The following is a 26,431-nucleotide window of genomic DNA, read 5'->3' on the forward strand; positions in this document are numbered from 1 at the left end:
GGGCCGCTCCGGGGCCACGTCGTCGACTTCATCGACTACGGCGGGCGCTTCGTCGGCAACGTGGCGGACATCGCCATCGTGCTCGCGGCGGTGCTGCTCGTGTGGCTCGTGCAGACCGACACCAGGATCGATGGCCGGCGTCCCCGTCACACGGCAGAGAAGGAGGTCTGATGGACGGCGACACCCGCAACGTCCTCATCCCGAAGGGTCTGGAGGGGGAGCGCGTCGACGCCGCCGTCGCCCGGCTCTTCGGACTCTCCCGCACCCGCGCGGCCGACCTCGCCGTGGGCGGCCAGGTGCTCATCGAGGGCCGGCAGGCCGGCAAGTCCGCCCGGGTCGGGGCCGGCGAGCACCTCGAGGTGACGCTGCCGCCCGCACCGACCTCACCGACGTTGGAGGTCGTCGCCGAGCCCGTCCCCGGCATGCGGATCATCCACGACGACGACGACATCGTCGTCGTCGACAAGCCGGTGGGCGTGGCCGCGCACCCGAGCGTCGGGTGGACCGGCCCGACCGTTCTCGGTGGCCTCAAGGCGGCCGGGTACCGGATCTCGACGAGTGGCGCCAGCGAGCGGCAGGGGATCGTCTCGCGACTGGACGTCGGCACGAGCGGTCTGATGGTCGTGTGCAAGAGCGAGTACGGCTACTCCGTGCTCAAGCGCGCCTTCAAGCAGCGCACGGTCGACAAGAGCTACCACGCCCTCGTGCAGGGGCTGCCGGACCCGCACGTCGGCACGATCGAGGCTCCCATCGGCCGGCACCCCGGCCACGACTACAAGTACGCCGTCATGGAGTCGGGGAAGCACGCCGTGACCCACTACGAGCTCATCGAGGCCTTCCGCCACGCGTCGCTGCTGGACATCACGCTCGAGACCGGTCGTACCCACCAGATCCGGGTGCACATGGCCGCCCTGCGCCACCCGTGCGTCGGCGACCCGACCTACGGTGCCGACCCGCGCCTCGGGGAGCGGCTGGGTCTGACCCGGCAGTGGCTGCACGCCATGGGGCTGGGTTTCGTCCACCCGGGGTCGGGGGACTACGTGCACTTCGAGAGCACCTATCCGCAGGACCTGCAGGAGGCCCTGGACCGGCTCGCCGTGATGTCCTGAGCGGGTCAGTTGACCTGGCGCTCGCGGCCCTCCCAGTAGGGGGAGCGCAGCTTGAACTTCTGCAGCTTCCCGGTCGCGGTGCGGGCCAGCTCGTCGCGGAACTCCACGGACGTCGGCGCCTTGTAGCGGGCCACCCGCTCCTTGCACCAGTCGATGAGGTCGGCCTCGGTGGTCGCGGCGCCCTCGGAGAGGACGACGAGTGCCTTGATCGTCTCGCCCCACTTCTCGTCCGGGACGCCGATGACGGCGACCTCGGTCACGTCCGGGTGGGAGAAGAGGACGTCCTCGACCTCGATGGAGGAGACGTTCTCGCCGCCGGTGATGATCACGTCCTTCTTGCGGTCGCTGATCGTCACGTAGCCGTCATCGGAGATCGAGCCCCCGTCACCGGTGTGGAACCAGCCGCCGGCGAGCGTGCGCGCGGTCTCCTCGGGCAGGTCGTGGTAGCCCTCCATGACGACGTTGGAGCGCACGAGGAGCTCGCCGCTCTCCGGGTCGATCTTCGTCTGGCAGCCGATCGCCGGGGCGCCGGCACGGACGAGCTTCGTGGCCCGCTCCTCCGCGTCCAGGTCGTCCCACTCGGAGCGGGAGCGGTTGATCGTCAGCAGGGGAGAGGTCTCGGTCAGGCCGTAGATCTGGACGAACTCCCAGCCGAGCTCGGTCTCGACCTGCGCGATCGTCGCCGTGGGCGGCGGTGCGCCGGCGACGATGATCCGCACCCGGCCCCGGCCGGGGATCTCGCCCTCCCAGTCCCTGGCGGCGTCGAGCACGGCGTTGACGACCGCGGGCGCGGCGCACATGACGGTGATGCCGTGGCGCTCCACCCGGCGCAGGATCTCGGCGCCGTCGATCTTGCGGATGACGATGTGCTGGGCGCCGACACCCGTCGTCGTGAAGGGGATGCCCCACCCGTTGGCGTGGAACATCGGCAGGGTGTGCAGGTAGACGTCGCGGTCGCTGAAGCCCGCGTGCAGCCCGAAGGTGACCGCATTCGTCCAGATGTTGCGGTGGGTGATGCGCACCCCCTTCGGGCGGGCGGTGGTCCCGGAGGTGTAGTTGATCGTCGCGATCGCCGACTCGTCCGGCTCCCACGGGCGGGGCTCGGCCGTGGCCGGGTCGATGTCGCCGAAGAGGTGCTCGTCCTCGCCGAGGACGAAGGTGTGCTCGGCCCGGACCTCGTTGATGATCGAGGTCAGCTCGGGGTCGACGTAGAGGACGCGCGCCCCGGAGTGCTCGACGATGAACTTGACCTCCTCGGGGGCGAGGCGGAAGTTGATCGGCACGAGGACGCGGCCGGAGCCGGCGACGCCGAAGAAGCTCGTGAGCAGCCGGGCGGAGTTGTGCGAGACGACGGCGACCCGGTCACCGACCTCGATGCCGAGGGAGTCCAGGTGCGCCGCCTGGGCCCGAGCGAGCTGACGCATCCGCGCATACGTCACGTCCTCGAGCGGGGTGGCCGGCTGGTCCGGCTCGTCGACGAAGGCGGTGCGCTCTCCGTAGACCATCGCTGCGCGGTCGATGAAGTCGTTGACGGTCATGGGGACGAACATGCCGGAGGGCCTCCCGGGACGTGGACAGCGGTGTCAGGGCCAAAGTTACCCCTCCGGTGCCGCGCGACCGGTTCCCCGGCCGTGGCGAGGCGATCAACGGCGCCGGGAGATCGGTGAACGGTGCCGGCCTCGGGACGGTCCCGGCCGGCTCGGCGTTGTCTGCGGTGAGATCTAGACTCGGCTCCGATGTCCGAACTGCCACGCTCCGAGAACTTCGTCCACCTGCACAACCACACCGAGTACTCCATGCTCGACGGTGCCGCGCGGATCACGGACATGTTCGAGACCGCCCAGGAGATGGGCATGCCGGCGATCGCGATGACCGACCACGGCTACCTCTTCGGGGCGCACGAGTTCTGGAAGACGGCGCAGTCCTACGACGTCAAGCCGATCATCGGGCTGGAGGCCTACGTCGCGCCGGGGCACACCAGCCGCAAGGACAAGACCCGCGTGAAGTGGGGCGACGAGCGCACCCGCAAGGGCGATGACGTCTCCGGTGGTGGCGCCTACACCCACATGACGCTGCTGGCGAAGAACAACACCGGCATGCACAACCTCTTCACGATGGGCAGCCGGGCCTCGCTGGACTCGGTCTACGCGAAGTGGCCGCGGCTGGACCGGGAGCTGCTCTCGCAGTACGGCGAGGGGATCATCGCGACGACGGGCTGCCCGTCGGGGGAGATCCAGACCCGGCTGCGGCTCGGGCAGTACGACAAGGCGATCGAGGCGGCCTCGGAGTTCCGCGACATCTTCGGGGCGGAGAACTACTTCCTCGAGCTGATGGACCACGGCAACCAGATCGAGCGTCGGGTGCGTGAGGACCTGATGCGCCTGGGCAAGGAGCTGGGGCTCCCGCTGCTCGCGACCAACGACCTGCACTACGTCAGGCGCGAGGACAACATCGCCCAGGATGCGCTGCTGTGCATCAACTCCGGCTCCACGCTGCTGGACCCGGACCGGTTCTCCTTCGACGGGGACGGCTACTACCTGAAGTCGCCGGCGGAGATGCGCCACCTGTGGCGCGAGCTGCCCGAGGCCTGCGACAACACGCTGCTCGTGGCCGAGATGTGCGAGGTCTCCTTCACGGAGGGCGAAGGGCGGTACATGCCGCGTTTCGACTGCCCGCCGGGGGAGGACGAGCAGACCTGGTTCGTCAAGGAGGTGCAGACGGGTCTGCACCGGCGCTTCCCGGGCGGCGTCCCGGAGTACGCCCAGCAGCAGGCCGACTACGAGATCGACGTCATCGTCGGCAAGGGCTACCCGGGGTACTTCCTCGTCGTCGCCGACTTCATCAACTGGGCGAAGGACAACGGCATCAGGGTCGGGCCGGGGCGTGGCTCCGGTGCGGGCTCGATGTGCGCCTACGCGATGGGCATCACCGACCTGGACCCGGTGCCGCACGGACTGATCTTCGAGCGCTTCCTGAACCCGGAGCGCAAGTCGATGCCGGACTTCGACGTGGACTTCGACGAGCGTCGCCGCAGCGAGGTCATCCACTACGTCACCGAGAAGTACGGCGACGACCGGGTCGCGATGATCGCCACCTACGGCACGATCAAGGCCAAGCAGGCCGTCAAGGACGCCGTGCGCGTCATGGGTCACCCCTTCTCCGTCGGTGAGCAGCTGACCAAGGCCATGCCCGCCGACGTCATGGGCAAGGGCGTGCCGCTGAACAAGATGTACGACCCGGAGCACGAGCGCTACGGCGAGGGGCAGGACTTCCGCCAGCTCGTGGAGTCGGAGAAGTACTTCGGGGAGATCATCGAGACCGCCAAGGGCCTGGAGGGCCTGAAGCGGCAGTGGGGCGTGCACGCCGCCGGCGTCATCATGTCCAGCGAGCCGCTCATGGACGTCATCCCCATCATGCGGCGGCTGCAGGACGGGCAGGTCCTCACCCAGTTCGACTACCCGACCTGCGAGACGCTCGGGCTGGTCAAGATGGACTTCCTCGGCCTGCGCAACCTGACGATCCTCGACGACGCCCTGGTCAACGTGCGCAACAACCGCGGCGAGGACCTCGACCTCGACGCGCTGAGCAAGGACATGACCGACGAGGCGACCTACCGGCTGCTCGCCCGCGGCGACACCCTCGGGGTCTTCCAGCTCGACGGCGGCGGGATGCGGACCCTGCTGCGGCTGATGCAGCCGGACAACTTCGAGGACATCTCCGCGGCGCTCGCGCTCTACCGGCCCGGCCCGATGGGCGTGAACGCGCACACCAACTTCGCGCTGCGCAAGAACGGCCGGCAGGAGATCATCCCGCTCGACCCGCAGCTGAAGGGCAAGCTCCAGCCGCAGATGGAGGAGGCCCTCCGGCCGATCCTCGGGACCACCTACGGTCTCTGCATCTACCAGGAGCAGGTCATGGAGATCGCGCAGAAGCTGGCGGGCTACACGCTCGGCAACGCCGACCTGCTCCGCCGCGCGATGGGCAAGAAGAAGAAGGAGGTCCTCGACGCCGAGTACGTCCCCTTCTCCGAGGGGATGAAGGCCAACGGCTACAACGAGGACTCCGTCGCCGCGCTGTGGGGCGTGCTCGTCCCCTTCTCCGACTACGCCTTCAACAAGGCCCACACCGCCGCCTACGGCCTCGTCTCCTACTGGACGGCCTACCTCAAGGCCAACTACCCGGCCGAGTACATGGCCGCGCTGCTGACCTCGGTCGGCGACGACAAGGACAAGTCGGCGCTCTACCTCAACGAGTGCCGGCGGATGGGCATCAAGGTGCTGCCCCCTTCGGTCAACGAGTCCAAGGGCCCCTTCGCCGCGGTCGGTGAGGACATCCGCTTCGGCCTGCAGGCGATCCGCAACGTCGGTCGCAACGTCGTCGAGGCGATCATCGCCACCCGGGAGGAGAAGGGGGCCTTCACCTCCTTCGAGGACTTCCTCGCCAAGTGCCCGGCGACCGTGTGCAACAAGCGCACCGTCGAGTCCCTGATCATGGCCGGCGCCTTCGACGACCTCGACCACCCCCGCCAGGGCCTGGTCATGGTCCACGAGGAGTACGTCGACGCCTTCGTCGGGGTCAAGCGCCAGGAGGCCGTCGGCCAGGACTCGCTGTGGGACATGTTCGGCGGCGGTGACGAGGAGACACAGGCGGGGGGCACCGGAGCGGCGAGCATGGGGCTGCGCTCCGTCCCCGACGTCGAGTGGGACAAGAAGGCCAAGCTGGCGAACGAGCGCGACATGCTCGGCCTCTACGTCTCCGACCACCCGCTCTTCGGGGTCGAGCACGTGCTCCAGCGCGCGGCCGACACCTCCATCGCGACCCTCACCCAGTCCGAGGGGGTCCCCGACAAGAGCCACGTGACGATCGCGGGGCTGGTCACCGGGCTGAGCGTGAAGCGCACGAAGAAGGGCGACCTCTGGGCGATCGCGACCGTCGAGGACCTCGAGGGTGCGATCGAGTGCCTCTTCTTCCCGAAGACCTACCTGACCGTGCAGACGATGCTCACCCAGGACATCGTCGCCGTCGTGCGGGGCCGGGTGAACCATCGCGACGACGCGGTCTCGATCTACGCCGAGGACCTGACGATCCCCGAGCTGACCGACGGACCGCGCGGTCCGGTGCTGCTCACCCTCGAGCACGCCCGCGCCACCCAGGGGCGGATCGAGCAGGTCAAGGAGGTGCTCACCCAGCACCCGGGCAGCACCGACGTGCAGATCAAGCTCGTCCAGCCCGGCCGCTCGGTGACCCTCTCCGTCGATGCCAACTACCGCGTCGAGCCGAGTGAGGCCCTCATCGGTGACCTCAAGGTCATCCTCGGTGCCCGGGCGGTGAGCGCATGAGGCCGCCGGTCGCCGAGCAGCACCCCGAGGTCCGCAACCACCACGGCGAGGAGGTCACCGACCCCTACACCTGGCTGGGCGACCCCGAGGACCCGCGGGTCATCGCCCACCTGGAGGCCGAGAACGCCTACGCCGAGGCGAGCACCGCCCACCTCGCGCCGCTGCGGGAGCGGATCTTCACCGAGATCAGGGAACGCACCCTCGAGACCGACCTCACCGTGCCCGTCGCCTCCGGCCCGTGGTGGTACTACGCCCGCACCGTCGAGGGGCAGCAGTACCCGATCCACTGCCGCGCGCCGCTCACCGACCGCGCGCAGGTGCCCGAGCTCGACGCCGGGCAGCCGTTACCCGGCGAGGTCGTCCTCCTCGACGGCAACGAGCTCGCCGAGGGGCACGACTTCTTCGCCCTCGGCGGCCTCGAGATCAGCCACGACCACACCCGGATGGCCTGTGCGGTCGACGTCACCGGTGACGAGCGCTTCGACGTGCGCGTCATCGACATCGCGACGGGGGACCTGCTCGACGAGGCCGTCACCGGGGTCGGCTACGGGCTCGCCCTCTCCCGCGACGGGCGGTACCTCTTCCACGTGCGCGTCGATGCGGCCTGGCGGCCGCACGAGCTGTGGCGTCACGAGATCGGGACCGACGCCGCCACGGACGTGCTCGTCCACCGCGAGGTGGACGAGCGCTTCTGGATGGGGATCGGCACCAGCCGCGACGAGCGCTGGAACGTCTTCGAGCTCGGCAGCAAGACCACGAGCGAGGTCCACCTCATCGACGCCGAGGACCCGACCGGCCCGATGCGCTGCGTCGCCCCCCGGCGCGACGGCATCGAGTACGAGGTCGAGCCCGCCGCGGACCACCTGCTCATCGTCCACGACGAGCGCCAGCCGGAGGGCGACCTCGCCTGGGCGCCGCTGGACGCGACGAGCCACGAGCAGTGGGTCCCACTCCTGGACCGGGCCGAGGGCGAGCGCTTCGTCGGCGTGGACGCCTTCGACGACTTCGCGGTCCTCTCGCTGCGCGTCGACGGTCTGCCCGCGCTGCGGGTCCTGCCCCGCGAAGGCCGCTCGTCACCCTTCGACGGCGGTGACTACGGGACGGGCCGGGACCTGCCCTTCGACGACGACCTGCACTCCGTCTCCCTCGGCGCGGTCGCCGACCCCGACGCCGACCGGATCCGCGTGGAGCACCAGTCCTGGGTCAGCCCGCGCTCGGTCCTCGACGTCGTCGTGGCCACCGGTGAGCGGGTCGAGCTGAAGCGCCAGCCCGTCCTCGGCGGCGTCGACCCCGCCGACTACGAGCAGCGCCGCACCTGGGCCACCGCCCCCGACGGCACGAAGGTGCCGGTCTCGCTCGTCATGCGCCGCGGGGTGGCGGCGGACGGGAGCAACCCCGGGCTGCTGTACGGCTACGGCAGCTACGAGATGAGCATGGACCCGTACTTCTCCATCGCCCGGCTCTCGCTGCTCGACCGGGGCCTGGTGTACGCGGTCGCCCACGTGCGCGGCGGTGGCGAGCTGGGCCGGCACTGGTACGACGACGGCAAGATGCTCGCGAAGCGCAACACCTTCACCGACTTCGTCGCCGCTGCCGAACACCTGCACGAGACCGGCTGGGTGGCTCGCGACCGGTTGGCGATCGAAGGGGGGTCCGCCGGCGGCCTGCTCGTCGGGGCGGCGACGAACCTCGCGCCCGACCGCTTCGCGGCCGTGCTCGCGGTGGTCCCCTTCGTCGACACGCTGAACACCATCCTCCGGCCCGAGCTGCCGCTCACGGTCGGGGAGTGGGAGGAGTGGGGCGACCCGCTGCACGATCCGGACGTGTACGCCTACATGCGCTCCTACAGCCCGTACGAGAACGTCGCGGCCCGCGCCTACCCGGCGGTTCTCGCGACGACCTCGCTGCACGACACCCGGGTCTACTTCACCGAGCCGGCGAAGTGGGTCGCCCGGCTGCGGGAGGTCACCGACCACGACGACGAGCGCCCGGTCCTGCTGCGCACCGAGATGAGCGCCGGCCACGGTGGTCGCTCCGGCCGCTACGACGCCTGGGAGCAGACCGCCTGGGAGTGGGCCTGGCTGCTCGACCGCCTCGGGGCGACCGAGCCGGTCGACCGGGCGGAGTGATCAGCCTCGTCGGCAGCTACACACCGTCGTGCTGTTTTCGCAGGGAGGCCTTGGCGATCTTGCCGGACGGTGTCGTGGGCAGCTCGTCGACCACGATGATCTGCTGCGGGACCTTGTAGTCGGCCACCTGGCCCCGACAGTGGTCACGCAGATCCTCTTCGGTGACCTCGTGACCCGAGCGGAGGACCACGTAGTAGCACCCGACCTCACCGAGGACTGCATCCGGCACGCCGATGCCAGCGGCCATGGCCACCGCTGGATGCGCCGTCAGCACGTTCTCCACCTCGACGGGGTACACGTTGTAGCCACCTTGGATGAACATCTCTTTCAGCCGCCCACGCATGTGGATGTGACCGTCGGAATCCATCGTCACCATGTCGCCGGTACGCAGCCAGCCACCGTCGAGGACGGTCTGTGACGCCTCCTCCGGCCGGCCCCAGTATCCCGTAGTGGTGCTCTCACCACGCAGGTGCAGTTCGCCCTCTTCACCGGCTGGGACGTCGTGTCCGGTCAAGCCCACCACCTTGGCCTCGATCCCGGTCAGGGCGGTACCGATGCTGCTGGACACCTGCTCGACCGAGTCGTCAGGGGCCGACATGACGGACGCGCCCGAGGACTCCGACAAGCCGTAGAGGTTGAACAGCCGCGCCTCCGGGAAAGCGGCGAGCATCTCGGCAGCCATCGTGGGCTCGACGTTGGACCCACCGATGATGGCCAGGCGAACCGTGCTCGTGTCCGTGGTCTCGAACGTGGGGTGGGCCAGCATGAGTGACCACATGGTCGGGACGCCTGCGAAGAGGCTCACCCGGTGCTTCTCGATGTCGGCCAGCGCACCTGCGGGTGAGAATGCCGACGGGAGGACGACGGTGGATCCGGTGCTCAGCGCTGCCGTGACGCTGCAGGTGATCCCGCCGACGTGGTTGAACGGCATCACGCACAGATAGACGTCATCGGTGGTGGTGCCGAGCCGCTCGACCTGTCCTGAGGCGGCGGCGATCATGCTCCGGTGGGTCAGCACGGCTCCCTTGGGCCGGCCGGTCGTGCCGGATGTGTAGAGGATCAGGGCGGGGTCGTCCGCGCCGACCTCGGCCTCGTGCCTGCTGAGCCCCGCGGTGTCCGGGTCGCCGACCAGGGAGGTGTAGGAGTCCTCCCGGCCGTCACCCAGGAAGAGGACGTCCTCGACATCCGGGATCTCGCTCCGGAAGGCCGCATAGAAGTCGACGAAGTCGAATCCGTCCGACTGTGCCGACGTGACGACCAGACGTGCTCCCGACTGGTTGAGCATGTATCGCAGCTCTGCCTCGCGATAGCGCACGTTCAGCGTCACGAGCACGGCGCCGATGCGGGTGACGCCGTAGAAGAGCTCGAGCCACTCCACCTGGTTCGGTGCGGCCACGGCGACCCGGTCGCCGTGGCGTACTCCTCGCTCCAGCAACCCGGCCGCGATCAGACGACTGCGCTCCTCAAGCTCGGCGAAGCTCACCGGCCGTGCCTCTCCCTTCGTGGACGTCGCCGTCAGGAAGTCCTTGTCGGGGAACTGCTGCACCGTGGCGCGCAGCATTCCGGCATGTGTCCGGGTACCGCTCATGACAACCATCTCCTTCGACGGACGGGAGGTACCACATAGTCGTGACGTCAGGCGCCTTCGAGCTCGTCGGCGAGCATCTGCGACCAGGTGCGCACGATCCGGCGGCGGCGTTTGGAGTCGTCGGTGAGCAGGTCGGCCAGGGCGAGGCCACGACCGAGGTCGAGAGTGGCCTGGATGAGCGTGCGCACGTGCGGATCGTTGTCGTCGACGCCCAGGTGGGTGACCGCCAGGTCGTGCACCGACCGGGCGAAGCGCCGCTCCAGGGGTGCGATGACCTCGCGCACCTGCTCGTCGGCGGCGGCCGCGGTCCAGGCGTACAGGGCGGCGCGGAAGAGTTCCCCGTTGTACGTGTCCATGAGGGTGGTGACCACGTGGTGCACGCGCTCGGCCCCGGTCGTCGTCGGGTGCGGCAGCTGCTCGATCTGCTTACGGCGCTCCTCGAAGACGTACTCGAGTGCCGCGACGACCAGGGCCTCCCGGGTGGGGAAGTGGTGCTGGAGCGCCCCCCGACTGATGCCGGCCTCCTCGGCGATGACCGAGACCGTCGCCGCGCTCCAGCCACGCTCGGCCAGGCACCTGACCGTCGCCTCGAGGAGCCGTTGGCGTGTCTGCCGACTGCGATCCTGCTTCGGCGCAGTCGTCCGGCGGGCGAGCGTCATGTCGTGGCCCAGCGGGGGAGGCGCTTCTCGCGGAAGGCCAGCATGCCCTCGCGCGCCTCCTCGCTGGCGAAGAGGCGGGAGGACTGGTCCGCGACCCGGTCACGGTGGGTGTCCAGGTGGGTCAGCAGGTCATGGGTGAGGAGCGCCTTGCTCTCCCGCAGGCCCTGTGGCGAGCACTTCCCGAGCTCGTCGGTCACCTCCGCCACGGCCCGGTCGAGGTCCGCGGACGTGACGGCACGCGTCACCAGGCCGATCCGCTGGGCCTCGGCGACGTCGAAGGTCGAGCCGGTGAGGAACCACCGACTCGCGGCGCGGGCGTCGATCCGCGGCAGCACCGTCAGCGAGATGACCGACGCGGCCAGCCCGAGGCGGGACTCGGTGAGCGCATACGTGGAGGCATCTCCGGCGAGGACGATGTCACAGGCACCGACCAGCCCCATCCCGCCGGCCCGCACGTGACCGTCGATGCGCGCGAGGACCGGCTTGGGGAGGGCGACGATCGCGCGGAGCAGATCGACGAGCTGGTCGGCGCGAGCCCGGGCCGGGTCGTCGACCGGGGCGCTGCTGGCCTCCTTCAGGTCCGCCCCGGCGCAGAAGGTGCTCCCCGTGTGGGTGAGCACCACGCTGCGCACGGTCTGGTCTCCGGCGGCCTCCAACGCGGCGTGCAGCTCGTCGACCAGCTGGTCGGACAGCGCATTGCGGTTGTGCGGTGAGTCGAGGGTGATCGTCATGACCCCCGCGTCGGTCCCGGTCCGCACCCGCGGACCCTGTGGGGTGTTCATCGTGCCTCGCTCTCGTCGTCGGTCGCCGCGCTGCCGCCGTCGTCGACGATGGCCAGGGTGGTGTCCTGGGCGACCTGCTGGCCGACGCTGACCGCCACCGACGCCACCGTCCCCGCCACGGGCGCGGTCACGGAGTGTTCCATCTTCATCGCCTCGAGGGTGAGGAGGACCTGCCCGGCATCGACGGTGGCACCCTCCTCGGCCGCGACGTGGACGATGGTGCCGGGCATGGGCGCGACGAGGGCGCCTGCCGGAGCCACCGCGGTGGGGTCGACGTAGCGTGGCTCGAGCCGTAGTGCTCGGGACCCGAGGGGGGAGTCCACGGCGACGGCCTCCTCGTCTCCGGGCAGCCAGGCGACGTCGAAGGAGCGCCGCACGCCCCCGAGGTCGAGGACGACGTGCTCCGGGTGGGCCTCGACGAGGGCGACGTCCTCGTGGCCGGTCACCGGCGCCTCGAGCTCCAGCCCGTCGCGACCGACCCGGTGGCCCACGACGACCTCCTCCTCACCGGCACGGAAGGTGCGCCGCTGGAAGATCGAGGGCACGTTCCGGTACCCGCTGGCCACGGCCCCGAGCACCGGTCGACGGGAGACCTGACGGGCGCCGTCGGCGACGGCCGCCACGAGCGCGGCGAGGTCCGCCGGGAGGGCGCGGCCCCGCGTGAGCGTGGCCGGCTCGTGCCGGGCGTAGAAGCCGGTGTCGGCTGTGCCCTCGAGGTACTCGGGGTGCGTCAGGCTCGCGGCGAGCAGGTCGCGGTTGGTCGTGACGCCGTGGATGCGACTGCGCCCCAAGGAGGCCCCGAGCTCACGAGCGGCCTCCTCCCGGGTCGGGGCGAAGGAGATGACCTTGGCCAGCATCGCGTCGTAGTGCGTGCCGACGACGGAGCCCGCCGTGACACCGGAGTCGAGGCGGATGCCGTGCTCGGGCACGAGCTCGAAGCCGGAGACGACGCCCGGGACGTCGAGCGTGGCGACGGTGCCCGTCTGCGGGCGCCAGTCGTCATCGGGGTCCTCGGCGTAGAGCCGCGCCTCGATCGACCACCCGCGGACGGCAGGCGGCTCGGCGGCGATGGCCCGGCCCTCGGCGACCTCGATCTGGAGGCCGACGAGGTCGGTGCCGGTCACCTGCTCGGTGACCGGGTGCTCCACCTGGAGGCGGGTGTTCATCTCCAGGAAGAAGAAGGACCCGTCCGGCAGTGCGAGGAACTCGACCGTGCCCGCACCCCGGTAGCCGACCGCCGCGGCGGCGTCCCGGCCGGCGGCGAGCAGGCGGTCACGCATCTGCGGCCCGACCCGCTCCACGAGGGGCGAGGGGGCCTCCTCGATGACCTTCTGGTGACGCCGCTGGAGCGAGCACTCCCGCTCGCCGAGCGCCCACACGGTGCCGTGCGCATCGGCCATCACCTGGACCTCGACGTGGTGGCCGGCCTCGAGGTAGCGCTCGACGAAGACCGTCGGGTCGCCGAAGGCGGACGCGGCTTCCCGTGATGCCGAGGCCACGGCGTCGGCGACCTCGCCGAGGGTGCGCACGATGCGCATGCCGCGTCCACCGCCGCCGGCAGCGGCCTTGACGAGCACGGGCAGGTGCTCCTCGTCGACCTCGTCCGGGTCCAGCCGTCCCAGGACGGGGACGCCGGCGTCGGCCATGCGCTGCTTGGACTCGATCTTGTCGCCCATGACCCGGATCGCCTCCGGGTCGGGGCCGATCCAGGTCAGACCGGCGGCCGTGACCTGCTCGGCGAAGTCAGCGGTCTCGGAGAGGAATCCGTAGCCGGGATGGATCGCGTCGGCACCCGCCCGCTGCGCGGCCGCGATCACGAGGTCGCCGCGCAGGTAGGTGTCGGAGGGGCTCTCGCCGGGGAGCCGGACGGCGGCGTCCGCCTCGGCGACGTGCGGGCTGCCCGCGTCGGCGTCGCTGAAGACGGCGACGGTCGAGATGCCGCGCCGACGACAGGTCGCGAAGACGCGGCGGGCGATCTCGCCGCGATTGGCGACGAGCACCGAGCGGATCGGGCGGTGCTGGGACGACGTGCTCATGTGGGACCTCACATCCGGAAGACGCCGAAGGACGAGGTTCCCTCGACTGGTGCGGTGTGGATGGCGGACAGCGCGATCCCGAGGACGTCCCGGGTGTCACGAGGGTCGATGATGCCGTCGTCGTAGACCAGACCAGAGAGGACCATCGGCATGGCCTCGGCGCTGATCTGGGCCTCCACCGCGGCGCGGACCGCCTGGGCGCCCTCCTCGTCGAAGGGTTTGCCCTGGGCGAGCGCGGAGGCCTTCGACACCGAGTAGGTCACCTCGGCGAGCTGCTCGGCCCCCATGACCGACGAGCGCGCCGAGGGCCAGGTGAAGACGAACCGCGGGTCGTAGGCGCGGCCGCACATGCCGTAGTGGCCGGCGCCGTAGGAGTTGCCGAGGAGGACCGAGATGTGCGGGACGGTCGAGTTGGAGACCGCGTTGATCATCATCGAGCCGTGCTTGATGATGCCGCGCTGCTCGTAGTCCTTGCCGACCATGTAGCCGGTCGTGTTGTGCAGGAAGAGCAGCGGGGTGTCGGAGCGGTTGGCCAGCTGGATGAACTGGGTCGCCTTCTGGGCCTCCTCGCTGAAGATCACTCCCCGTGCGTTGGCGAGGATGCCGACGGGGAAGCCGTGCAGCTGCGCCCAGCCGGTGACGAGCGAGCACCCGTAGAGCGGTTTGAACTCGTCGAAGTCGCTGTCGTCGACGATCCGGGCGATGACCTCACGGGGGTCGAAGGGGGACTTCAGGTCCGGCGGCACGATGGACAGCAGCTCCTCGGCCGGGTAGCGCGGGGGGAGCGGCTGTGTCGTCGCCGGCCCGGCCGCCTTGCGGTGGCCGAGCCGAGCAACGATCCGCCGGCCGATGCGGATGGCGTCCTGCTCGTCGCGGGCGAAGTGGTCCGCGAGCCCGGAGACCCGGGCGTGCATGTCGGCGCCACCGAGCGACTCGTCGTCGGAGACCTCGCCGGTCGCCGCCTTGACGAGCGGGGGACCGGCGAGGAAGACCTTGGAGCGCTCCTCGATCATCACCACGTGGTCGCTCATGCCGGGCAGGTAGGCCCCGCCGGCCGTCGAGTTGCCGAAGACGAGCGCGATCGTCGGGATGCCGGCGCGGGAGAGCCGGGTGAGGTTGCGGAAGGTCGCACCCCCGGGGATGAAGATCTCCTTCTGCGTCGGCAGGTCGGCGCCACCGGACTCGACGAGCGAGATCACCGGGAGGCGGTTGGCCAGGGCGACCTCGTGCATCCGCAGGGACTTGCGCACCGACCAGGGGTTGCTCGACCCGCCCTTGACCGTCGGGTCGTTGGCGACGAGCAGGCACTCGACCCCGCTCACCAGACCGATGCCAGCGACGACCGAGCCTCCCACCGGGAAGTCCGAGCCGTACCCGGCCAGCGTGGCCAGCTCGAGGAAGGGGGACTCCAGGTCGAGGAGCAGCTCGATGCGCTCGCGGGCGGTGAGCTTGCCCCTGCTGTGGTGCCGGGCGGTGTAGCGCTCGCCGCCACCGGCGACGGCCTTGGCGACCTCCACACCGATCTCGGCGAGCGAGTCGTGCATCGCCTCCGCCGCTGCCCGGGCCTGCGGGGTGCTCGGGTCGAGGGTGCTCTTCAGGATCGTCATGCCACCAGTCCCAATCGTCGTGCGGCCATCTGGCCCAGGATCTCGACGGTGCCCCCGCCGATGCCGAGGATGCGCATGTCGCGGTACTGGCGCTCCACCTCGGACCCGGTCATGTAGCCCATGCCACCGAAGAGCTGCACGGCCTGGTGGGCGACCCACTCACCTGACTGGGTCGCGGTGTTCTTGGCGAAGCAGACGGCCGGGATCAGGTCGGTGAGCGGCTCACCGTCCTCGAAGCGGTCGACGAGAGCGCGGGTGTAGGTGCGGGCGACGTCGATCCGCGAGGCCATCTCGACGAGGGTGTTCTGCACCCCTTGACGCGAGATCAGCGGCTCGCCGAAGGTGCGCCTCTCGCGACACCACTCGGTGCTCAGGTCGAGGCACCGCTGGGCCTGCGAGTACGCCTGCGCCGCGATCGCGATGCGTTCGCTGAGGAAGGCGCTGCCGATGAGGGCGAATCCGGCGTTCTCGGGGCCCACGAGGTGATCGGCAGGCACCCGCGCGTCGGTGAAGGAGAGCTCGGCGGTGTCGGAGCTGCGCCACCCCATCTTGTCCAGCTGCCGGGTGACCTCGAAGCCGGGCGTCCCCCGCTCGACGACGAGCAGGGACAGGCCCCGGGCCCCGGGGAGGTCAGCGCCGCCGGTCCGGACCGCCGTCGTGACGTAGTCCGCCCGGACACCGGAGGTGATGAAGGTCTTGCTGCCGTTGACGACGTACTCGTCACCGTCGCGGCGTGCCGTGGTGCGCAGCCCCCCGACGTCGGAGCCGCCGTCGGGCTCGGTGATGCCCAGGGCCCCGATCGTCTCGCCGGCCAGCGTGGGCGCCACCCAGCGCTCGATCTGGGCGGGGTCACCCGCGGTGACGATGTGGGGACAGGCGATGCCGGCCGTGAAGAGGGAGGCATAGGTGCCGCCCGCCGCGCCCGCCTCGTGGAAGGCCTCGGCGATCGTCACCGCGGCGCGCTGGCCACCACCACCGCCACCGGCGGACTCGGGGAAGGAGGCGCCGATGAGCCCTTGGTCGCCGGCGGCCCGGTGCAGCTCGCGCGGGAGCTCACCGGCACGCTCCCACGTGTCCTGCTGGGGCAGCACCTCGCGCCGCACGAACTCGGTCGTCGCGGCGCGCAGCGCCCGCAGCTCCTCGGTGCGCCAGTCGACGTGACTCATCGGGACTCCTTCGGGCCGGTGCCCTGCGCCGGCAGCAGGCTGGTCGGGATGTCGACGAGGCGGGAGCGCAGCCACTCGGCCAGGCCCTTGGCCTGGGGGTCGAAGCGGGCGTTGTAGGCGACGCCCTCGCCGAGCAGCCCCTCGATGACGATGTTGACCGCGCGCAGGTTGGGCAGGGACGTGATCGTGATCGGGAGGTCGGCGGTCTCGGGCAGCAGCTCACGCACCCGTGCGACGGTCAGCAGGTCGAGGAGCCAGGCATGGCCTTCGGGCCCGGCCTCGTGGCGCACCCACACGCCGATGTTGGCGCTGCCGCCCTTGTCGCCGGACCGGGCGCCGGCGATGGTCCCGAGCGGCGCGCGCACCGTCGCCCCCGGCCCCGACCGCTCCCCGGGGTGCGACGAAGGAGCCTCGGAGGGAGCCTCCCCGGTCAGCGGCTCGAGGGCCCGCGTGGTCCTCGGCGGCGCGATGACCTCGACGGTGCCGTCGTCGATCACCACCTCGTGCACCGGCTCCCCCTGGTCGACGTACCCGGGCGTGAAGACCCCGTAGGGGCTGCCGGACGTGGGGGGCGTCGTGGTGTGGAAGCCGGGGACCGAGCCGAGGGCGATCTGGACGACGGCACCGGAGAAGGCCCGTCCGACGACCTTCGGGTCCTCGTCGCGGGCGGTCACGGTCAGCAGCGCCGACCCCTGCTGCTGGGTCGTGGGGTCCTCGCGGTCGGTCCGGGCGAGCGTCCACTCCAGCTCGGCAGGTCTGCTCGGCAGCGCGGCCTCGAGCTGGCGGCGGACCAGGGCCGCCTTCGCCTCGATGTCCAGGCCGGTCAGCACGAAGGTCATCTCGTTGCGGTGCCCACCGAGCGAGGTGAGCGAGACCTTGACGTCGGGGGGCGGGGCCTCGCCGCGCACCCCGCTGATGTGCACGCGGTCGGTTCCCTCCTGACGAAGGGAGACCGAGTCCAGTCGCGTCGTGACGTCCGGACCCGCGTAGCGGGCGTCCTGCACCTCGTAGAGCAGCTGGCTGGTCACGGTCTCGACGGTGACTGCGCCGCCCGTGCCGGGGTGCTTGGTGATCGTGCTGGAGCCGTCGGCAAGGATCTCGGCGACGGGGAAGCCGGGCCGCACCAGGTCCTCGATCTCGGTGAAGAAGGAGAAGTTGCCGCCGGTGGCCTGGGTGCCGCACTCGATGACGTGACCGGCCGCGGTCGCGCCCGCGAGGGCGTCGAGGTCCGCACGCCCCCAGCCGAAGTGGGCGATGGCCGGACCGACGATGACCGAGGCGTCGGTGACCCGCCCGGTGACGACGACATCGGCGCCGGAGGCCACGGCCCGGGCGATGCCGAAGCCGCCGAGATAGGCGTGCGCACCCAGCGGTGCACCGAGCCCGAGCTCGGCCGCGCGCGGGGTGAGGTCGTCACCGCGGACGTGGGCGACGGCGGGGGAGAGGCCCTGGTCGGCGGCGAGCTCGCGCACGGCCGTGACGAGTCCCGGCGTGTTGACCCCGCCGGCATTGGCGACGATCGTCACGCCACGGTCGAGCGCCAGCCCCAGGCACTCCCGCAGCTGGACGAGGAAGGTCTTGGCATAGCCGGTGCTCGGGTCCTTGGCGCGGTCACGGCCGAGGATGAGCATCGTCAGCTCGGCGAGCCAGTCACCGGTGAGGACGTCGAGCCGACCCCCTTCGAGCATCTCGCGCATCGCCGAGAGCCGGTCACCGTAGAAGCCGGAGCAGTTGCCGACGCGCAGCAGGTCGGTGCTCACGAGGTGGCCTCCTTCGGGGCTCCGGCGAAGGCCTGGGCGAAGGTCAGCCACCGGGCCGCCTCGCCGGTGGCGTGCAGCCCGGTCTCGGCCACCGGGCGCCGCTGCGTCACCACGAGGCAGAAGTCCTCGGCGCTGCCGGTGACCCGGTCGGGTCCTCCGTCACCCCAGGACCACACCTCGCCGCCCGGCGAGGTCAGCTCGATGTGGAAGGGCCGCTCCGGGGGAGTGCGCCGGTTGATCGTGTACGCGAAGTCACGGGTGCGGACGCCGAGGTGGCAGATGTCGCGCAGCCGGCCTCTCGGCGTCCGACGCACACCCAGGGCATCCGCGACGTCCTGGCCGTGGGCCCAGGTCTCCATGAGGCGGGCCGTGGCCATGGAACGCACGCTCATCGGCGGGCCGAACCACGGAAGCTTCGCGTCCGCCGGCGCGGTGCGCAGGGCATCGGCGAGGCGCGCCCGACCGACGCGCCACCGCTCCAGCAGCTCGGCGGGGGGAGCCGACGCCCCCTTCGCCGCCTCCTCGTCGACGATGCCGGGATCGGCCTGCGCGGCCACCTGCTGCTCGCGGAAGCCCTCCGCGTCGGTCACCGCGAGGAGGGCGACCTCGTCGGTCCACGCCAGGTGCGCGATCTGGTGGGCGATCGACCACCCGGCGGCGGGGGTGTCCCGGGACCACGCGTCGGGTTCGAGGTCGGCGACGAGGGCGTCGAGGTCGAGGCACTCGTCGAGGAAGGCGGCCGCGGTGTCGCTCATGAGGGCGACCGTGTCACCGCTCCCAAGAAAAAGCAAGCATGCATGCTTGTTTGTTGGGGGGATCGTGACTACGGTCCTGTCATGCGCCTCACCGACGAGCACGCCGCCTTCCGCGCCAGCGTCCGGTCCTTCGTGGAGTCGGAGATCGACCCCCACGCCGACGCGTGGGAGGACGCGGGGATCTTCCCGGCCCACGAGCTCTTCCCGAAGGCCGCCCGACTCGGCCTGCTCGGCCTCGAGCGGGATCCGCAGTACGGCGGAGAGGGGGCCGACCACTCCTTCCAGATGGTCGCGGCGGAGGAGCTCGGGCGCTCCGACGTCGCCGGGGTCGCGATGGCGATCGGGGTGCAGTCGATGATGGCGACCCCCTCGCTCGCCGCCCACGGCACGGACGAGCTCAAGCGCACCTACCTCGCCCCGGCGCTCGCGGGGCAGCAGGTCGCCGCCATCGCGGTGACCGAGCCGGACACCGGCTCCGACGTCGCCCAGCTGCGCACGCGCGCCGTCCGGGACGGCGAGGACTGGGTCATCACCGGGAGCAAGACCTTCATCACCAACGGCACCCAGGCGGACTGGCTGTGCCTGCTGGCGCGGACCTCCGACGAGGGCGGCTACCGCGGCATGTCGCAGATCATCGTTCCGACCGCCTCGCCCGGCTTCTCCGTGGCCAAGCGGCTCGACAAGCTCGGCAACCGGTGCTCCGACACGGCCGAGCTGAGCTTCGACGAGGTCCGCGTGCCGGTGGCCAACACGATCGGTGAGACCGGGCGCGGCTTCCAGCAGCAGATGCAGCAGTTCGTCATCGAGCGGATGTACGCGGCCTACTCGGCCGTCGGCAGCTGCGAGCGGGCGCTCGAGCGGACCCGGCGGTACATCGCCGAGCGGGAGGTCTTCGGCCGACCACTCGCGACGAAGCAGTACGTCACGTTCCGCCTCACCGAGCTGCAGGCCCGGGTCGAGATGCTGCGCAACCACACCATGGCGGTGTGCGAGGCCTACCTCGCCGGCGAGGACATCACGCGCGGCGCGAGCATCGCGAAGCTCACCGCCGGCCGACTCGCCCGCGAGGTCGCCGACACCTGCATCCAGTTCCACGGCGGCATGGGCTACATGGAGGAGACGTGGACCGCGCGCTTCCTGCGGGACAGCCGCCTGGGCTCGATCGGCGGAGGCGCCGACGAGGTGATGCTCCAGGTCCTGGCGCGCCTGGACGGACTGCCGGCCTGACCCCCTTCGACCTACCCTGATCCCGCCCCCGACAACGACGTCACGAGGAGCAGTTCATGGTTCGGACCACGACCGCGACGGACCACGGCTTCGGCCAGTGGGTGAGCATCCATGCGCTGCGCAACCCCGACCGGGTCGCGTACGTCGACGGCAACGGGGGTGCGGAGACCACCTTCACCCAGCTCGAGGAGCGCACCAATCGCCTGGCGGACGGCCTGCGCGCGAAGGGGGTGGGGCCGGGGGACCGCGTCGCCCTCCTGTGCCTCAACAGCCCGCAGATGATGGAGATCTACCTCGCCGTGGCCAAGCTCGGCGCGATCAGTGTCCCCGTCAACTTCCGGCTGCACCCGGAGGAGGTGCGTTACGTCCTGCGCGACTCGGGGGCGTCGGTGCTCTTCGTCAGCAGCTCCTTCGCGGGCGTCGCCCGGGAGGCGACGGCGGGCAGCGAGGTGCAGGAGGTGGTCCAGGTCCCGGTGGCGGACGAGCGTGCCGCCGGGGCATCGAGCCAGCTCGAGGAGCTGATCGCGGCCGGCTCCCCGGAGCGAGTCGTCGCCGCCATCGGCCACGACGACGTCTGCGTCATCATGTACACCTCGGGGACGACGGGCCGGCCCAAGGGAGCGATGCTCACCCACGGCAATTTCTTCTACAACGCGATCAACGCGATGGGTTTCGACAGCGGTCTCGGCCGCACCGACGTGACGGTCTCGGCCGCGCCGCTCTTCCACATCGGCGCCCTCGGCGTGCACACGCTGCCCTTCCTCTTCGTGGGTGCCGAGGTCGTGGTCATGGAGGCCTTCACGCCCGAGCAGTGGGTCGAGGCGGTCGAACGCCACCGCGTCACCAAGGCCTTCCTCGTGCCCGCGATGTGGGCGGCGGTCGCCGCCACGCCCTCCCTCGCGACGGCGGACCTGTCGTCCCTCCACGTCGCCATCAGCGGAGGCGCGCCGTGCCCGCTGCCGGTGATCCGCGCGATGACGGAGCGGGGCATCGCCTTCACAGAGGGCTTCGGCATGACCGAGACCTCACCCAACGTCGCCTGCCTCCAGCCGGAGGAGGTCATCGACCACGCCGGAGCGGTCGGCCGACCCGTTGCCTTCGTCGACGCCTGCATCCTCGACGAGGACGACCGCGAGGTACCGGTCGGCGCGACCGGTGAGCTCTGCCTGCGCGGCCCGAGCATCTTCGTCGGGTACTGGGACAAGCCCGAGGCGACCGCGGAGGCCATCCGGGACGGGTGGTTCCACACCGGCGACCTGGCGCGCGTGGACGAGGAGGGTTACTACACCCTCGTCGACCGCAAGAAGGACATGATCATCACGGGCGGGGAGAACGTCTACCCGATCGAGGTCGAGCGGGTGCTGCAGGAGCACCCGGACATCACCGAGGTCGCGGTCATCGGTGTCCCCGACGAGCGGTGGGGCGAGGCCATCACCGCCGTCGTGGTCCTCGCCGACGGGTCCGACCTGACCCCCGATCGGCTGCGGGAGTGGGCCGGCGACCGCATCGCCCGCTTCAAGGTCCCGCGCCACGTCAGCGTCGTCGACGCGCTGCCCCGCAATGCCACCGGCAAGGTCCTCAAGCGCGAGCTGCGTCGGGCCGAGACCGGCGCAGCCCCGTCCGTCACCCGCTGATCCACCACCGAGACCACAGGAGATCGACCATGAGCCGCACACTCGCCGGCCGCACCATCCTCATGTCAGGAGGCAGCCGAGGCATCGGGCTGGCCATCGCCGAGCGCGCCGCACAGGACGGCGCGAATGTCGCCATCCTCGCCAAGACCGACCAGCCGCACCCGAAGCTCGAGGGCACGATCCACACCGCCGCCGAGGCGATCGAGCGGGCAGGCGGGGAGGCCCTGCCGATCCTCGGGGACGTGCGGATGGAGGAGTCGGTGCAGGACGCGGTCGCGCGCACCGTCGAGCGCTTCGGCGGCATCGACGTCGTCGTCAACAACGCCAGCGCCATCGACCTGTCCGCCACGGAGGACCTGTCGATGAAGAAGTACGACCTCATGCAGGACATCAACACCCGCGGCTCCTTCCTGCTCGCCAAGGCCGCGCTGGCGCACCTGCGCGCCTCGGAGCACGCCCACGTGCTCACCCTGTCCCCGCCGATCAACCTCTCCCCGCGCTGGGCCGGTGCGCACCTGGGCTACACCATCGCCAAGTACGGGATGAGCCTGGTGACCCTCGGGCTGGCTCGGGAGTGGGCCGAGCACGGCATCGCCGCGAACAGCCTGTGGCCCCGCACGGCCATCGCCACCGCCGCCGTGCAGAACCTCCTCGGTGGCGACGAGACGATGGCCCGCAGCCGCAGCCCGCAGATCATGGCCGACGCCGCCCACGCGGTCCTGACCCGGGACCCCGCCGAGTGCACCGGCGGCTTCTTCATCGACGACGAGGTGCTCGCCGAGGAGGGCGTCACCGACCTCTCGGGCTACGGTCCACCGGCCGAGGAACTCATGCCCGACTTCTTCCTGGGGGAGTGAGGACTATGCGCCCAGACCTCGGCGGGGTGGACCCGCTGGAGTACAACCTGGCCACCCGCAACAACGCCGGCGACGTCGTCATGCGCACCGCGGCGCTCTTCCCCGACCGGGTCGCCATCAACGACCAGGGCCGGGAGGTCACCTACCGCGAGCTCGCGGAGACGATCGACCGACTCGGGCACGGACTGCTCGGCCTCGGGCTCGAGCCCGGGACCCCGGTCGCCCTGACGATGATGAACTCCTGGCGGGTCCTGGCCACCTACTTCGCCTGTGCCCGCGCCGGGCTGGTGTGCATGCCGCTGAACGTCCTGCTCGGGATCGAGGACCAGCGCTGGATCCTCGGCGACTCCCGACCCGCGGCGGTGGTCACCGACGCCGCCTTCCGGGGGATGCACGAGCAGGTGCTGGCCACCGACGAGCACGTGCGGCACGTGGTCGTCAGCGACGACGACTCCCCGGAGACGATCGCTGGACGTCCGGCGCACTCCTGGCAGGGCCTGGTGGACGCCGCGCCCGAGGGGCCGCTGGAGGTGCAGATCGAGGACCGGGACAGCGTGCAGTGCCTCTACACCTCGGGGACCACGTCACGCCCGAAGGGGGTCCTGGTCAGCCACGGCTCGCTCGTCACCGCGCTGCTGTCGAACGCCCTCGCGACCAGGATGTCCTGGGGGAGCTCTGGATCGAGCATGCTCGTCGTCCTCCCGATGTTCCACGTCACGGCGTTGAACACGCTGTGCATGCCGATCCTGCTCACCGGTGGGACGGTGGTCCTCGTGGGGATGACCTTCGACGCCGCGACGAGCCTCGACGCGATCGAGCGTCACCGGGTCACCCACGCGATGATGCTGCCGATGATGTACCGGGCCTGCCTCGCCGAGCAGGAGCAGCGGCCCCGGGAGCTGTCGTCGGTGACGACCGCGATCTACGCCATGGCCCCGATGCCGGACGACCTGCTCGACGCGGTGGACGAGGCCTTCGTCAACGCCGCCGTCGTCCTCGGCTCGGGGCAGACCGAGGTGGTCCCGGCGACCGTCATGCAGTGGCCGGAGCACCGGCACACCGCTGCGGACTCATGGGGCCCGCAGGTGCCGTCCGTCATGACCCGGACCATGGCGACGAGTGGTGAGCTGCTCCCACTGGGGGAGACCGGCGAGATCGTGTACCGGGCGCCCAACGTCTGCACCGGCTACTGGAACAATCCCGCCGCCAACGAGGCCGCCTTCGCCGGTGGCTGGTTCCACTCCGGCGACGTCGGTCACCTGGATGAGGAAGGGGTCGTGTGGTTCACCGACCGCCTGAAGGACATCATCAAGAGCGGCGGTGAGAACGTCTCGTCGGTCCAGGTCGAGTCGGTGGTGCTGGGCACCCCGGGGGTCGCCGAGTGCTCCGTCGTCGGTGTCCCCCACGAGCACTGGGGCGAGGCGGTCTGCGCCGTCGTCGTCCCCGACGGGAGCGTGCCGGAGGAGCGTTTGGAGCGGGAGATCATCGCCCGCGCCAAGGACGTGCTCGCGGGCTACCAGGTGCCCAAGGAGGTGCGGGTCGTCGAGGAGATGCCGAAGACCGCGACCGGCAAGATCCAGAAGCACACGGTCCGCGAGCTCCTGCGGTGAGACCGGACGTCACTCCAGGTCGAGGGTGATGAACTTCGGCCGGTAGAGCGTGGGGTTGCCCATGAGCTCCTCGAAGTCGAAGGTGTTGACGTTGTAGGAGATGAGCAGCTCCCCGTCCTCGCTGAGCTCCGGGTGCCCGTGGGCGTTGTACGTGAAGTGCTCGCCCCCGGTCTCCGGGGTCTCGTAGATCGTCTGCTCGTCGCGCCACGGCCCCCAGGGGTTGCAGGAGGTCCAGGCGTTGATCCGGTCGCTGAAGGGTTCCGAGGTGTCCGAGGAGACCATGAGGTAGCCGTCCTCGTAGGGCGAGACGCTCAGCTCGTTCGCGACCGCGTCGGTCAGCCGGGTGCTCCGCGCCGGGTCCGTGCTCCACCCGTCCGCGCTGCGGTACCGCCACGCGGAGCGGTCGGTGAGCTTGCCGGCCGGCACCCGGGCCAGGTGCAGGTACTTGTGCTCCTTGCGGTCCTCGATGCCGTAGACGTAGGTCTGCGTCGGCGTCGTCATCACGCCTGCTCCCCACGCGATGGGCGGGGCGCCGGAACGGCTCGGGAACTCGTGGATGCCGGTCACCTCGAGGTCCGGCAGGGAGACCGTCGCCATGGCGTTGCGCTGCCAGCGGAAGCCCTCGATGCCCGGGCCACCGTCCTGGCGGTTGCGGGAGAGGAAGACGACGAGCTCCTTCTTGCCGACGACCGTGGCGTCCTGGACCCAGTAGTAGGACTTCGGCCCGGGGTCGGGGAAGAAGGACTCCGGCCCGGAGCCGGTGTGGGTGGTCAGCTGGCCGGTGGCGTCCTCGGTGAGGAGCGCGTTGTGCACCATCGCCAGGCCGGGAGCGGGCGTGCCCGACTCGCTGACCTCGCCGATGAAGGAGTCCGAGAAGAGCCACAGCGTGCGCCCGTCCGGCAGCTGCACGGAGTACGTCGAGTCACCGGCGACCCAGCCGGGCCCGGTCAGCTCGAAGCGGGCGTCGTCGCTGCGGGAGGGTGAGGCCCAGTCGAAGTCGGCGCTCACGGCATCGCAGGCGGGCTCCGGCTCGTCCTCGGTGCACCCCACGAGCAGGCCCGCGCCGACCGCCAGCACCGCGGTGAGGGCGGTCAGGCGATGGCGCCGCATCGGGGCTCCACGGGTCGCTGACGAAGGGGGCGCACGTGCCCCATTGTCACAACCAGCCGAGGTCCTGCGCTCGTCGGGCGGCCTCGACCTTGGTGCCCATGCCGGTCTTGCCGATCGCCGAGGAGATGTGGTTGCGCACCGTGCCGGGGGAGAGGTGCACGTTGGCCGCGATGACGGGGGCGGAATGCCCCTCGAGTGCGTACCGGAGCACCTCCTGCTCCCGCTCGGTGAGTGGATTCGGCCCCCCGATGACCACGTCGGTGGCGAGGGACGGGTCGACGACCCGGCCCCCCTTCGCCACCGTGCGCACCGCCTCGGCGAGCTCGTGGGAGGGGGTATCCTTGACGACGAAGCCTCGCGCGCCCGCCTCCATGGCCCGGCGCAGGTAGCCCGGCCGGCCGAAGGTGGTCACGATGAGCACTCTCGTCCCGGGCACCTCCCGGGTCAGTTGCTCGGTGGCGGCGATCCCGTCCAGGCCGGGCATCTCGATGTCCAGGACCGCGACATCCGGGCGGGTGCGCCGGACCGCCTCGAGCACCTCGTCACCCGCGCCCACGTCGGCGACCACCTGCAGGTCCTTCTCCATCCCCAGCAGGGCAGCCATGGCGCCGCGCACGAGCGCCTGGTCGTCGGCCAGCAGCAGCGTGATCACGGCAGCTCCACCCGTACTCGCGTCCCGGGTCCCCGCGTCCCCGGTGTCCCGTCGCCGACCGTGAGGTCACCGCCGGCCTGGACGACCCGCTCGCGCAGACCCGTCAGGCCGGAGCCCTCACGCTGTCCCCGCAGCCCTCGTCCGTCATCGACGACCTCGAGCCAGGTCGGCCCCCAGGACACGTTGACCTTCTGGGCGCCGCTGTGGCGCACGACGTTGGTCACCGTCTCGCGCAGCACCCAGGCCACGGTGATCCGGTGCGCCGGGTCGACGAGGTCCTCGTCCGTCGGCAGCTGCGCCTCGATGCCCGCGTCCCGCAGGGCGTTCGCCGCCGAGTCGCGCTCCTCGCACAGCCTGGCCACGCGCAGGCCCGCGACGGTTGCGCGCACCTCGGCGAGCGACTGGCGGGGG

20 protein-coding genes are annotated in these 26,431 nt (G+C 70.9%); 8 read left to right on the forward strand and 12 right to left on the reverse strand.

Features of this window, described 5'->3' with window-relative positions:
• The first annotated feature begins 30 nt into the window (after positions 1-30).
• Together JCO01S_RS16270 and JCO01S_RS12170 are read left to right on the forward strand one after the other, a co-directional pair.
• Complete coding sequence (locus tag JCO01S_RS16270) at positions 31-171, forward strand: hypothetical protein (RefSeq protein WP_439645700.1); 141 nt, start codon at positions 31-33, stop codon at positions 169-171.
• On the forward strand, positions 171-1,109 hold the full coding sequence (locus JCO01S_RS12170) for an RluA family pseudouridine synthase (RefSeq protein WP_068256019.1): 939 nt from the start codon (positions 171-173) through the stop codon (positions 1,107-1,109). Before JCO01S_RS16270 ends, JCO01S_RS12170 begins: the two co-directional genes overlap by 1 nt.
• Positions 1,110-1,114: 5 nt before the next feature.
• Here JCO01S_RS12170 and JCO01S_RS12175 read toward each other — a convergent pair whose 3' ends face one another.
• A complete protein-coding gene (locus JCO01S_RS12175) occupies positions 1,115-2,647 on the reverse strand; it encodes an AMP-binding protein (protein WP_245634430.1) in 1,533 nt (510 codons plus the stop codon).
• Positions 2,648-2,845: 198 nt separating this feature from the next.
• Between JCO01S_RS12175 and dnaE the strand changes: the two genes are divergently transcribed.
• Together dnaE and JCO01S_RS12185 are read left to right on the forward strand one after the other, a co-directional pair.
• Entirely contained in the window at positions 2,846-6,448 is a 3,603-nt protein-coding gene (gene dnaE / locus JCO01S_RS12180) for a DNA polymerase III subunit alpha (RefSeq protein WP_068256028.1), read from the forward strand.
• On the forward strand, positions 6,445-8,577 hold the full coding sequence (locus JCO01S_RS12185; RefSeq protein ID WP_068256030.1) for a S9 family peptidase: 2,133 nt from the start codon (positions 6,445-6,447) through the stop codon (positions 8,575-8,577). Before dnaE ends, JCO01S_RS12185 begins: the two co-directional genes overlap by 4 nt.
• Positions 8,578-8,593: 16 nt before the next feature.
• On the opposite strand, the gene JCO01S_RS12190 is transcribed toward JCO01S_RS12185, so the two are convergent.
• The 8 genes from JCO01S_RS12190 to JCO01S_RS12225 are packed head-to-tail and all read right to left on the reverse strand — an operon-like array spanning position 8,594 to position 18,930.
• A complete protein-coding gene (locus JCO01S_RS12190; RefSeq protein ID WP_169796954.1) occupies positions 8,594-10,165 on the reverse strand; it encodes a class I adenylate-forming enzyme family protein in 1,572 nt (523 codons plus the stop codon).
• Positions 10,166-10,212: 47 nt separating this feature from the next.
• Positions 10,213-10,824 (reverse strand): TetR/AcrR family transcriptional regulator, encoded by a 612-nt coding sequence (locus tag JCO01S_RS12195; RefSeq protein ID WP_068256036.1) that lies wholly within the window; start codon positions 10,822-10,824, stop codon positions 10,213-10,215.
• Complete coding sequence (locus JCO01S_RS12200; protein WP_068256037.1) at positions 10,821-11,606, reverse strand: enoyl-CoA hydratase family protein; 786 nt, start codon at positions 11,604-11,606, stop codon at positions 10,821-10,823. Before JCO01S_RS12200 ends, JCO01S_RS12195 begins: the two co-directional genes overlap by 4 nt.
• Positions 11,603-13,642 carry an ATP-binding protein gene (locus tag JCO01S_RS12205; protein ID WP_068256038.1) on the reverse strand — a complete coding sequence of 680 codons (2,040 nt, stop codon included), beginning with the start codon at positions 13,640-13,642 and terminating at the stop codon, positions 11,603-11,605. The genes JCO01S_RS12200 and JCO01S_RS12205 overlap by 4 nt, the downstream gene beginning before the upstream one ends.
• 8 nt (positions 13,643-13,650) lie before the next feature.
• Positions 13,651-15,249 carry an acyl-CoA carboxylase subunit beta gene (locus tag JCO01S_RS12210; protein ID WP_068256042.1) on the reverse strand — a complete coding sequence of 533 codons (1,599 nt, stop codon included), beginning with the start codon at positions 15,247-15,249 and terminating at the stop codon, positions 13,651-13,653.
• On the reverse strand, positions 15,246-16,415 hold the full coding sequence (locus tag JCO01S_RS12215; RefSeq protein WP_084342885.1) for an acyl-CoA dehydrogenase family protein: 1,170 nt from the start codon (positions 16,413-16,415) through the stop codon (positions 15,246-15,248). The genes JCO01S_RS12210 and JCO01S_RS12215 overlap by 4 nt, the downstream gene beginning before the upstream one ends.
• The gene (locus tag JCO01S_RS12220) at positions 16,412-18,175 is read right to left on the reverse strand and encodes an acyclic terpene utilization AtuA family protein (protein WP_245634431.1); all 1,764 of its coding nucleotides are present in this window, start codon (positions 18,173-18,175) and stop codon (positions 16,412-16,414) included. The genes JCO01S_RS12215 and JCO01S_RS12220 overlap by 4 nt, the downstream gene beginning before the upstream one ends.
• Positions 18,172-18,930, reverse strand: coding sequence for a TIGR03084 family metal-binding protein (locus tag JCO01S_RS12225; RefSeq protein WP_068256045.1), 759 nt, complete (start codon positions 18,928-18,930; stop codon positions 18,172-18,174). Before JCO01S_RS12225 ends, JCO01S_RS12220 begins: the two co-directional genes overlap by 4 nt.
• A gap of 81 nt (positions 18,931-19,011) precedes the next feature.
• On the opposite strand from JCO01S_RS12225, the gene JCO01S_RS12230 reads away from it, so the two are divergent.
• Genes JCO01S_RS12230 through JCO01S_RS12245 form a run of 4 tightly spaced genes read left to right on the forward strand, consistent with a single transcriptional unit; the run spans position 19,012 to position 24,258 of the window.
• Positions 19,012-20,157, forward strand: a complete 1,146-nt coding sequence (locus tag JCO01S_RS12230) for an acyl-CoA dehydrogenase family protein (protein ID WP_068256047.1) — start codon at positions 19,012-19,014, stop codon at positions 20,155-20,157.
• A 56-nt stretch (positions 20,158-20,213) separates the two neighbouring features.
• Positions 20,214-21,791, forward strand: coding sequence for an acyl-CoA synthetase (locus tag JCO01S_RS12235; protein ID WP_068256050.1), 1,578 nt, complete (start codon positions 20,214-20,216; stop codon positions 21,789-21,791).
• Positions 21,792-21,820: 29 nt separating this feature from the next.
• On the forward strand, positions 21,821-22,648 hold the full coding sequence (locus JCO01S_RS12240; RefSeq protein ID WP_068256053.1) for an SDR family oxidoreductase: 828 nt from the start codon (positions 21,821-21,823) through the stop codon (positions 22,646-22,648).
• A gap of 5 nt (positions 22,649-22,653) precedes the next feature.
• Positions 22,654-24,258: a class I adenylate-forming enzyme family protein gene (locus JCO01S_RS12245; protein WP_068256056.1), complete on the forward strand. Its 1,605-nt coding sequence runs from the start codon at positions 22,654-22,656 to the stop codon at positions 24,256-24,258.
• A 9-nt stretch (positions 24,259-24,267) separates the two neighbouring features.
• Here the strand turns inward: JCO01S_RS12245 and JCO01S_RS12250 are convergent, their stop codons facing one another.
• The 3 genes from JCO01S_RS12250 to JCO01S_RS15950 form a co-directional block, all read right to left on the reverse strand.
• Positions 24,268-25,368 (reverse strand): DUF5005 domain-containing protein, encoded by a 1,101-nt coding sequence (locus JCO01S_RS12250; RefSeq protein WP_068256059.1) that lies wholly within the window; start codon positions 25,366-25,368, stop codon positions 24,268-24,270.
• A 46-nt stretch (positions 25,369-25,414) separates the two neighbouring features.
• On the reverse strand, positions 25,415-26,020 hold the full coding sequence (locus JCO01S_RS12255; RefSeq protein ID WP_084342886.1) for a response regulator transcription factor: 606 nt from the start codon (positions 26,018-26,020) through the stop codon (positions 25,415-25,417).
• Positions 26,017-26,431: sensor histidine kinase (locus JCO01S_RS15950; RefSeq protein ID WP_369407297.1), on the reverse strand; the 415-nt coding region annotated here is incomplete at its 5' end. The genes JCO01S_RS12255 and JCO01S_RS15950, both read right to left, overlap by 4 nt.

This window comes from Janibacter corallicola NBRC 107790 (assembly GCF_001570965.1).
Taxonomy (GTDB): domain Bacteria; phylum Actinomycetota; class Actinomycetes; order Actinomycetales; family Dermatophilaceae; genus Janibacter; species Janibacter corallicola.

Coding starts and splice junctions, on each gene's coding strand:
- JCO01S_RS12235 (WP_068256050.1), top strand. CDS start 20,214: ATGGTTCGGACCACGACCGCGACGGACCACGGCTTCGGCCAGTGGGTG.
- JCO01S_RS12250 (WP_068256059.1), bottom strand. CDS start 25,368: ATGCGGCGCCATCGCCTGACCGCCCTCACCGCGGTGCTGGCGGTCGGC.
- JCO01S_RS12205 (WP_068256038.1), bottom strand. CDS start 13,642: ATGAGCACGTCGTCCCAGCACCGCCCGATCCGCTCGGTGCTCGTCGCC.
- dnaE (WP_068256028.1), top strand. CDS start 2,846: ATGTCCGAACTGCCACGCTCCGAGAACTTCGTCCACCTGCACAACCAC.
- JCO01S_RS12245 (WP_068256056.1), top strand. CDS start 22,654: ATGCGCCCAGACCTCGGCGGGGTGGACCCGCTGGAGTACAACCTGGCC.
- JCO01S_RS12195 (WP_068256036.1), bottom strand. CDS start 10,824: ATGACGCTCGCCCGCCGGACGACTGCGCCGAAGCAGGATCGCAGTCGG.
- JCO01S_RS12170 (WP_068256019.1), top strand. CDS start 171: ATGGACGGCGACACCCGCAACGTCCTCATCCCGAAGGGTCTGGAGGGG.
- JCO01S_RS12210 (WP_068256042.1), bottom strand. CDS start 15,249: ATGACGATCCTGAAGAGCACCCTCGACCCGAGCACCCCGCAGGCCCGG.
- JCO01S_RS12175 (WP_245634430.1), bottom strand. CDS start 2,647: ATGACCGTCAACGACTTCATCGACCGCGCAGCGATGGTCTACGGAGAG.
- JCO01S_RS12185 (WP_068256030.1), top strand. CDS start 6,445: ATGAGGCCGCCGGTCGCCGAGCAGCACCCCGAGGTCCGCAACCACCAC.
- JCO01S_RS12230 (WP_068256047.1), top strand. CDS start 19,012: ATGCGCCTCACCGACGAGCACGCCGCCTTCCGCGCCAGCGTCCGGTCC.
- JCO01S_RS12215 (WP_084342885.1), bottom strand. CDS start 16,415: ATGAGTCACGTCGACTGGCGCACCGAGGAGCTGCGGGCGCTGCGCGCC.
- JCO01S_RS12200 (WP_068256037.1), bottom strand. CDS start 11,606: ATGAACACCCCACAGGGTCCGCGGGTGCGGACCGGGACCGACGCGGGG.
- JCO01S_RS12240 (WP_068256053.1), top strand. CDS start 21,821: ATGAGCCGCACACTCGCCGGCCGCACCATCCTCATGTCAGGAGGCAGC.
- JCO01S_RS12190 (WP_169796954.1), bottom strand. CDS start 10,165: ATGAGCGGTACCCGGACACATGCCGGAATGCTGCGCGCCACGGTGCAG.
- JCO01S_RS12225 (WP_068256045.1), bottom strand. CDS start 18,930: ATGAGCGACACCGCGGCCGCCTTCCTCGACGAGTGCCTCGACCTCGAC.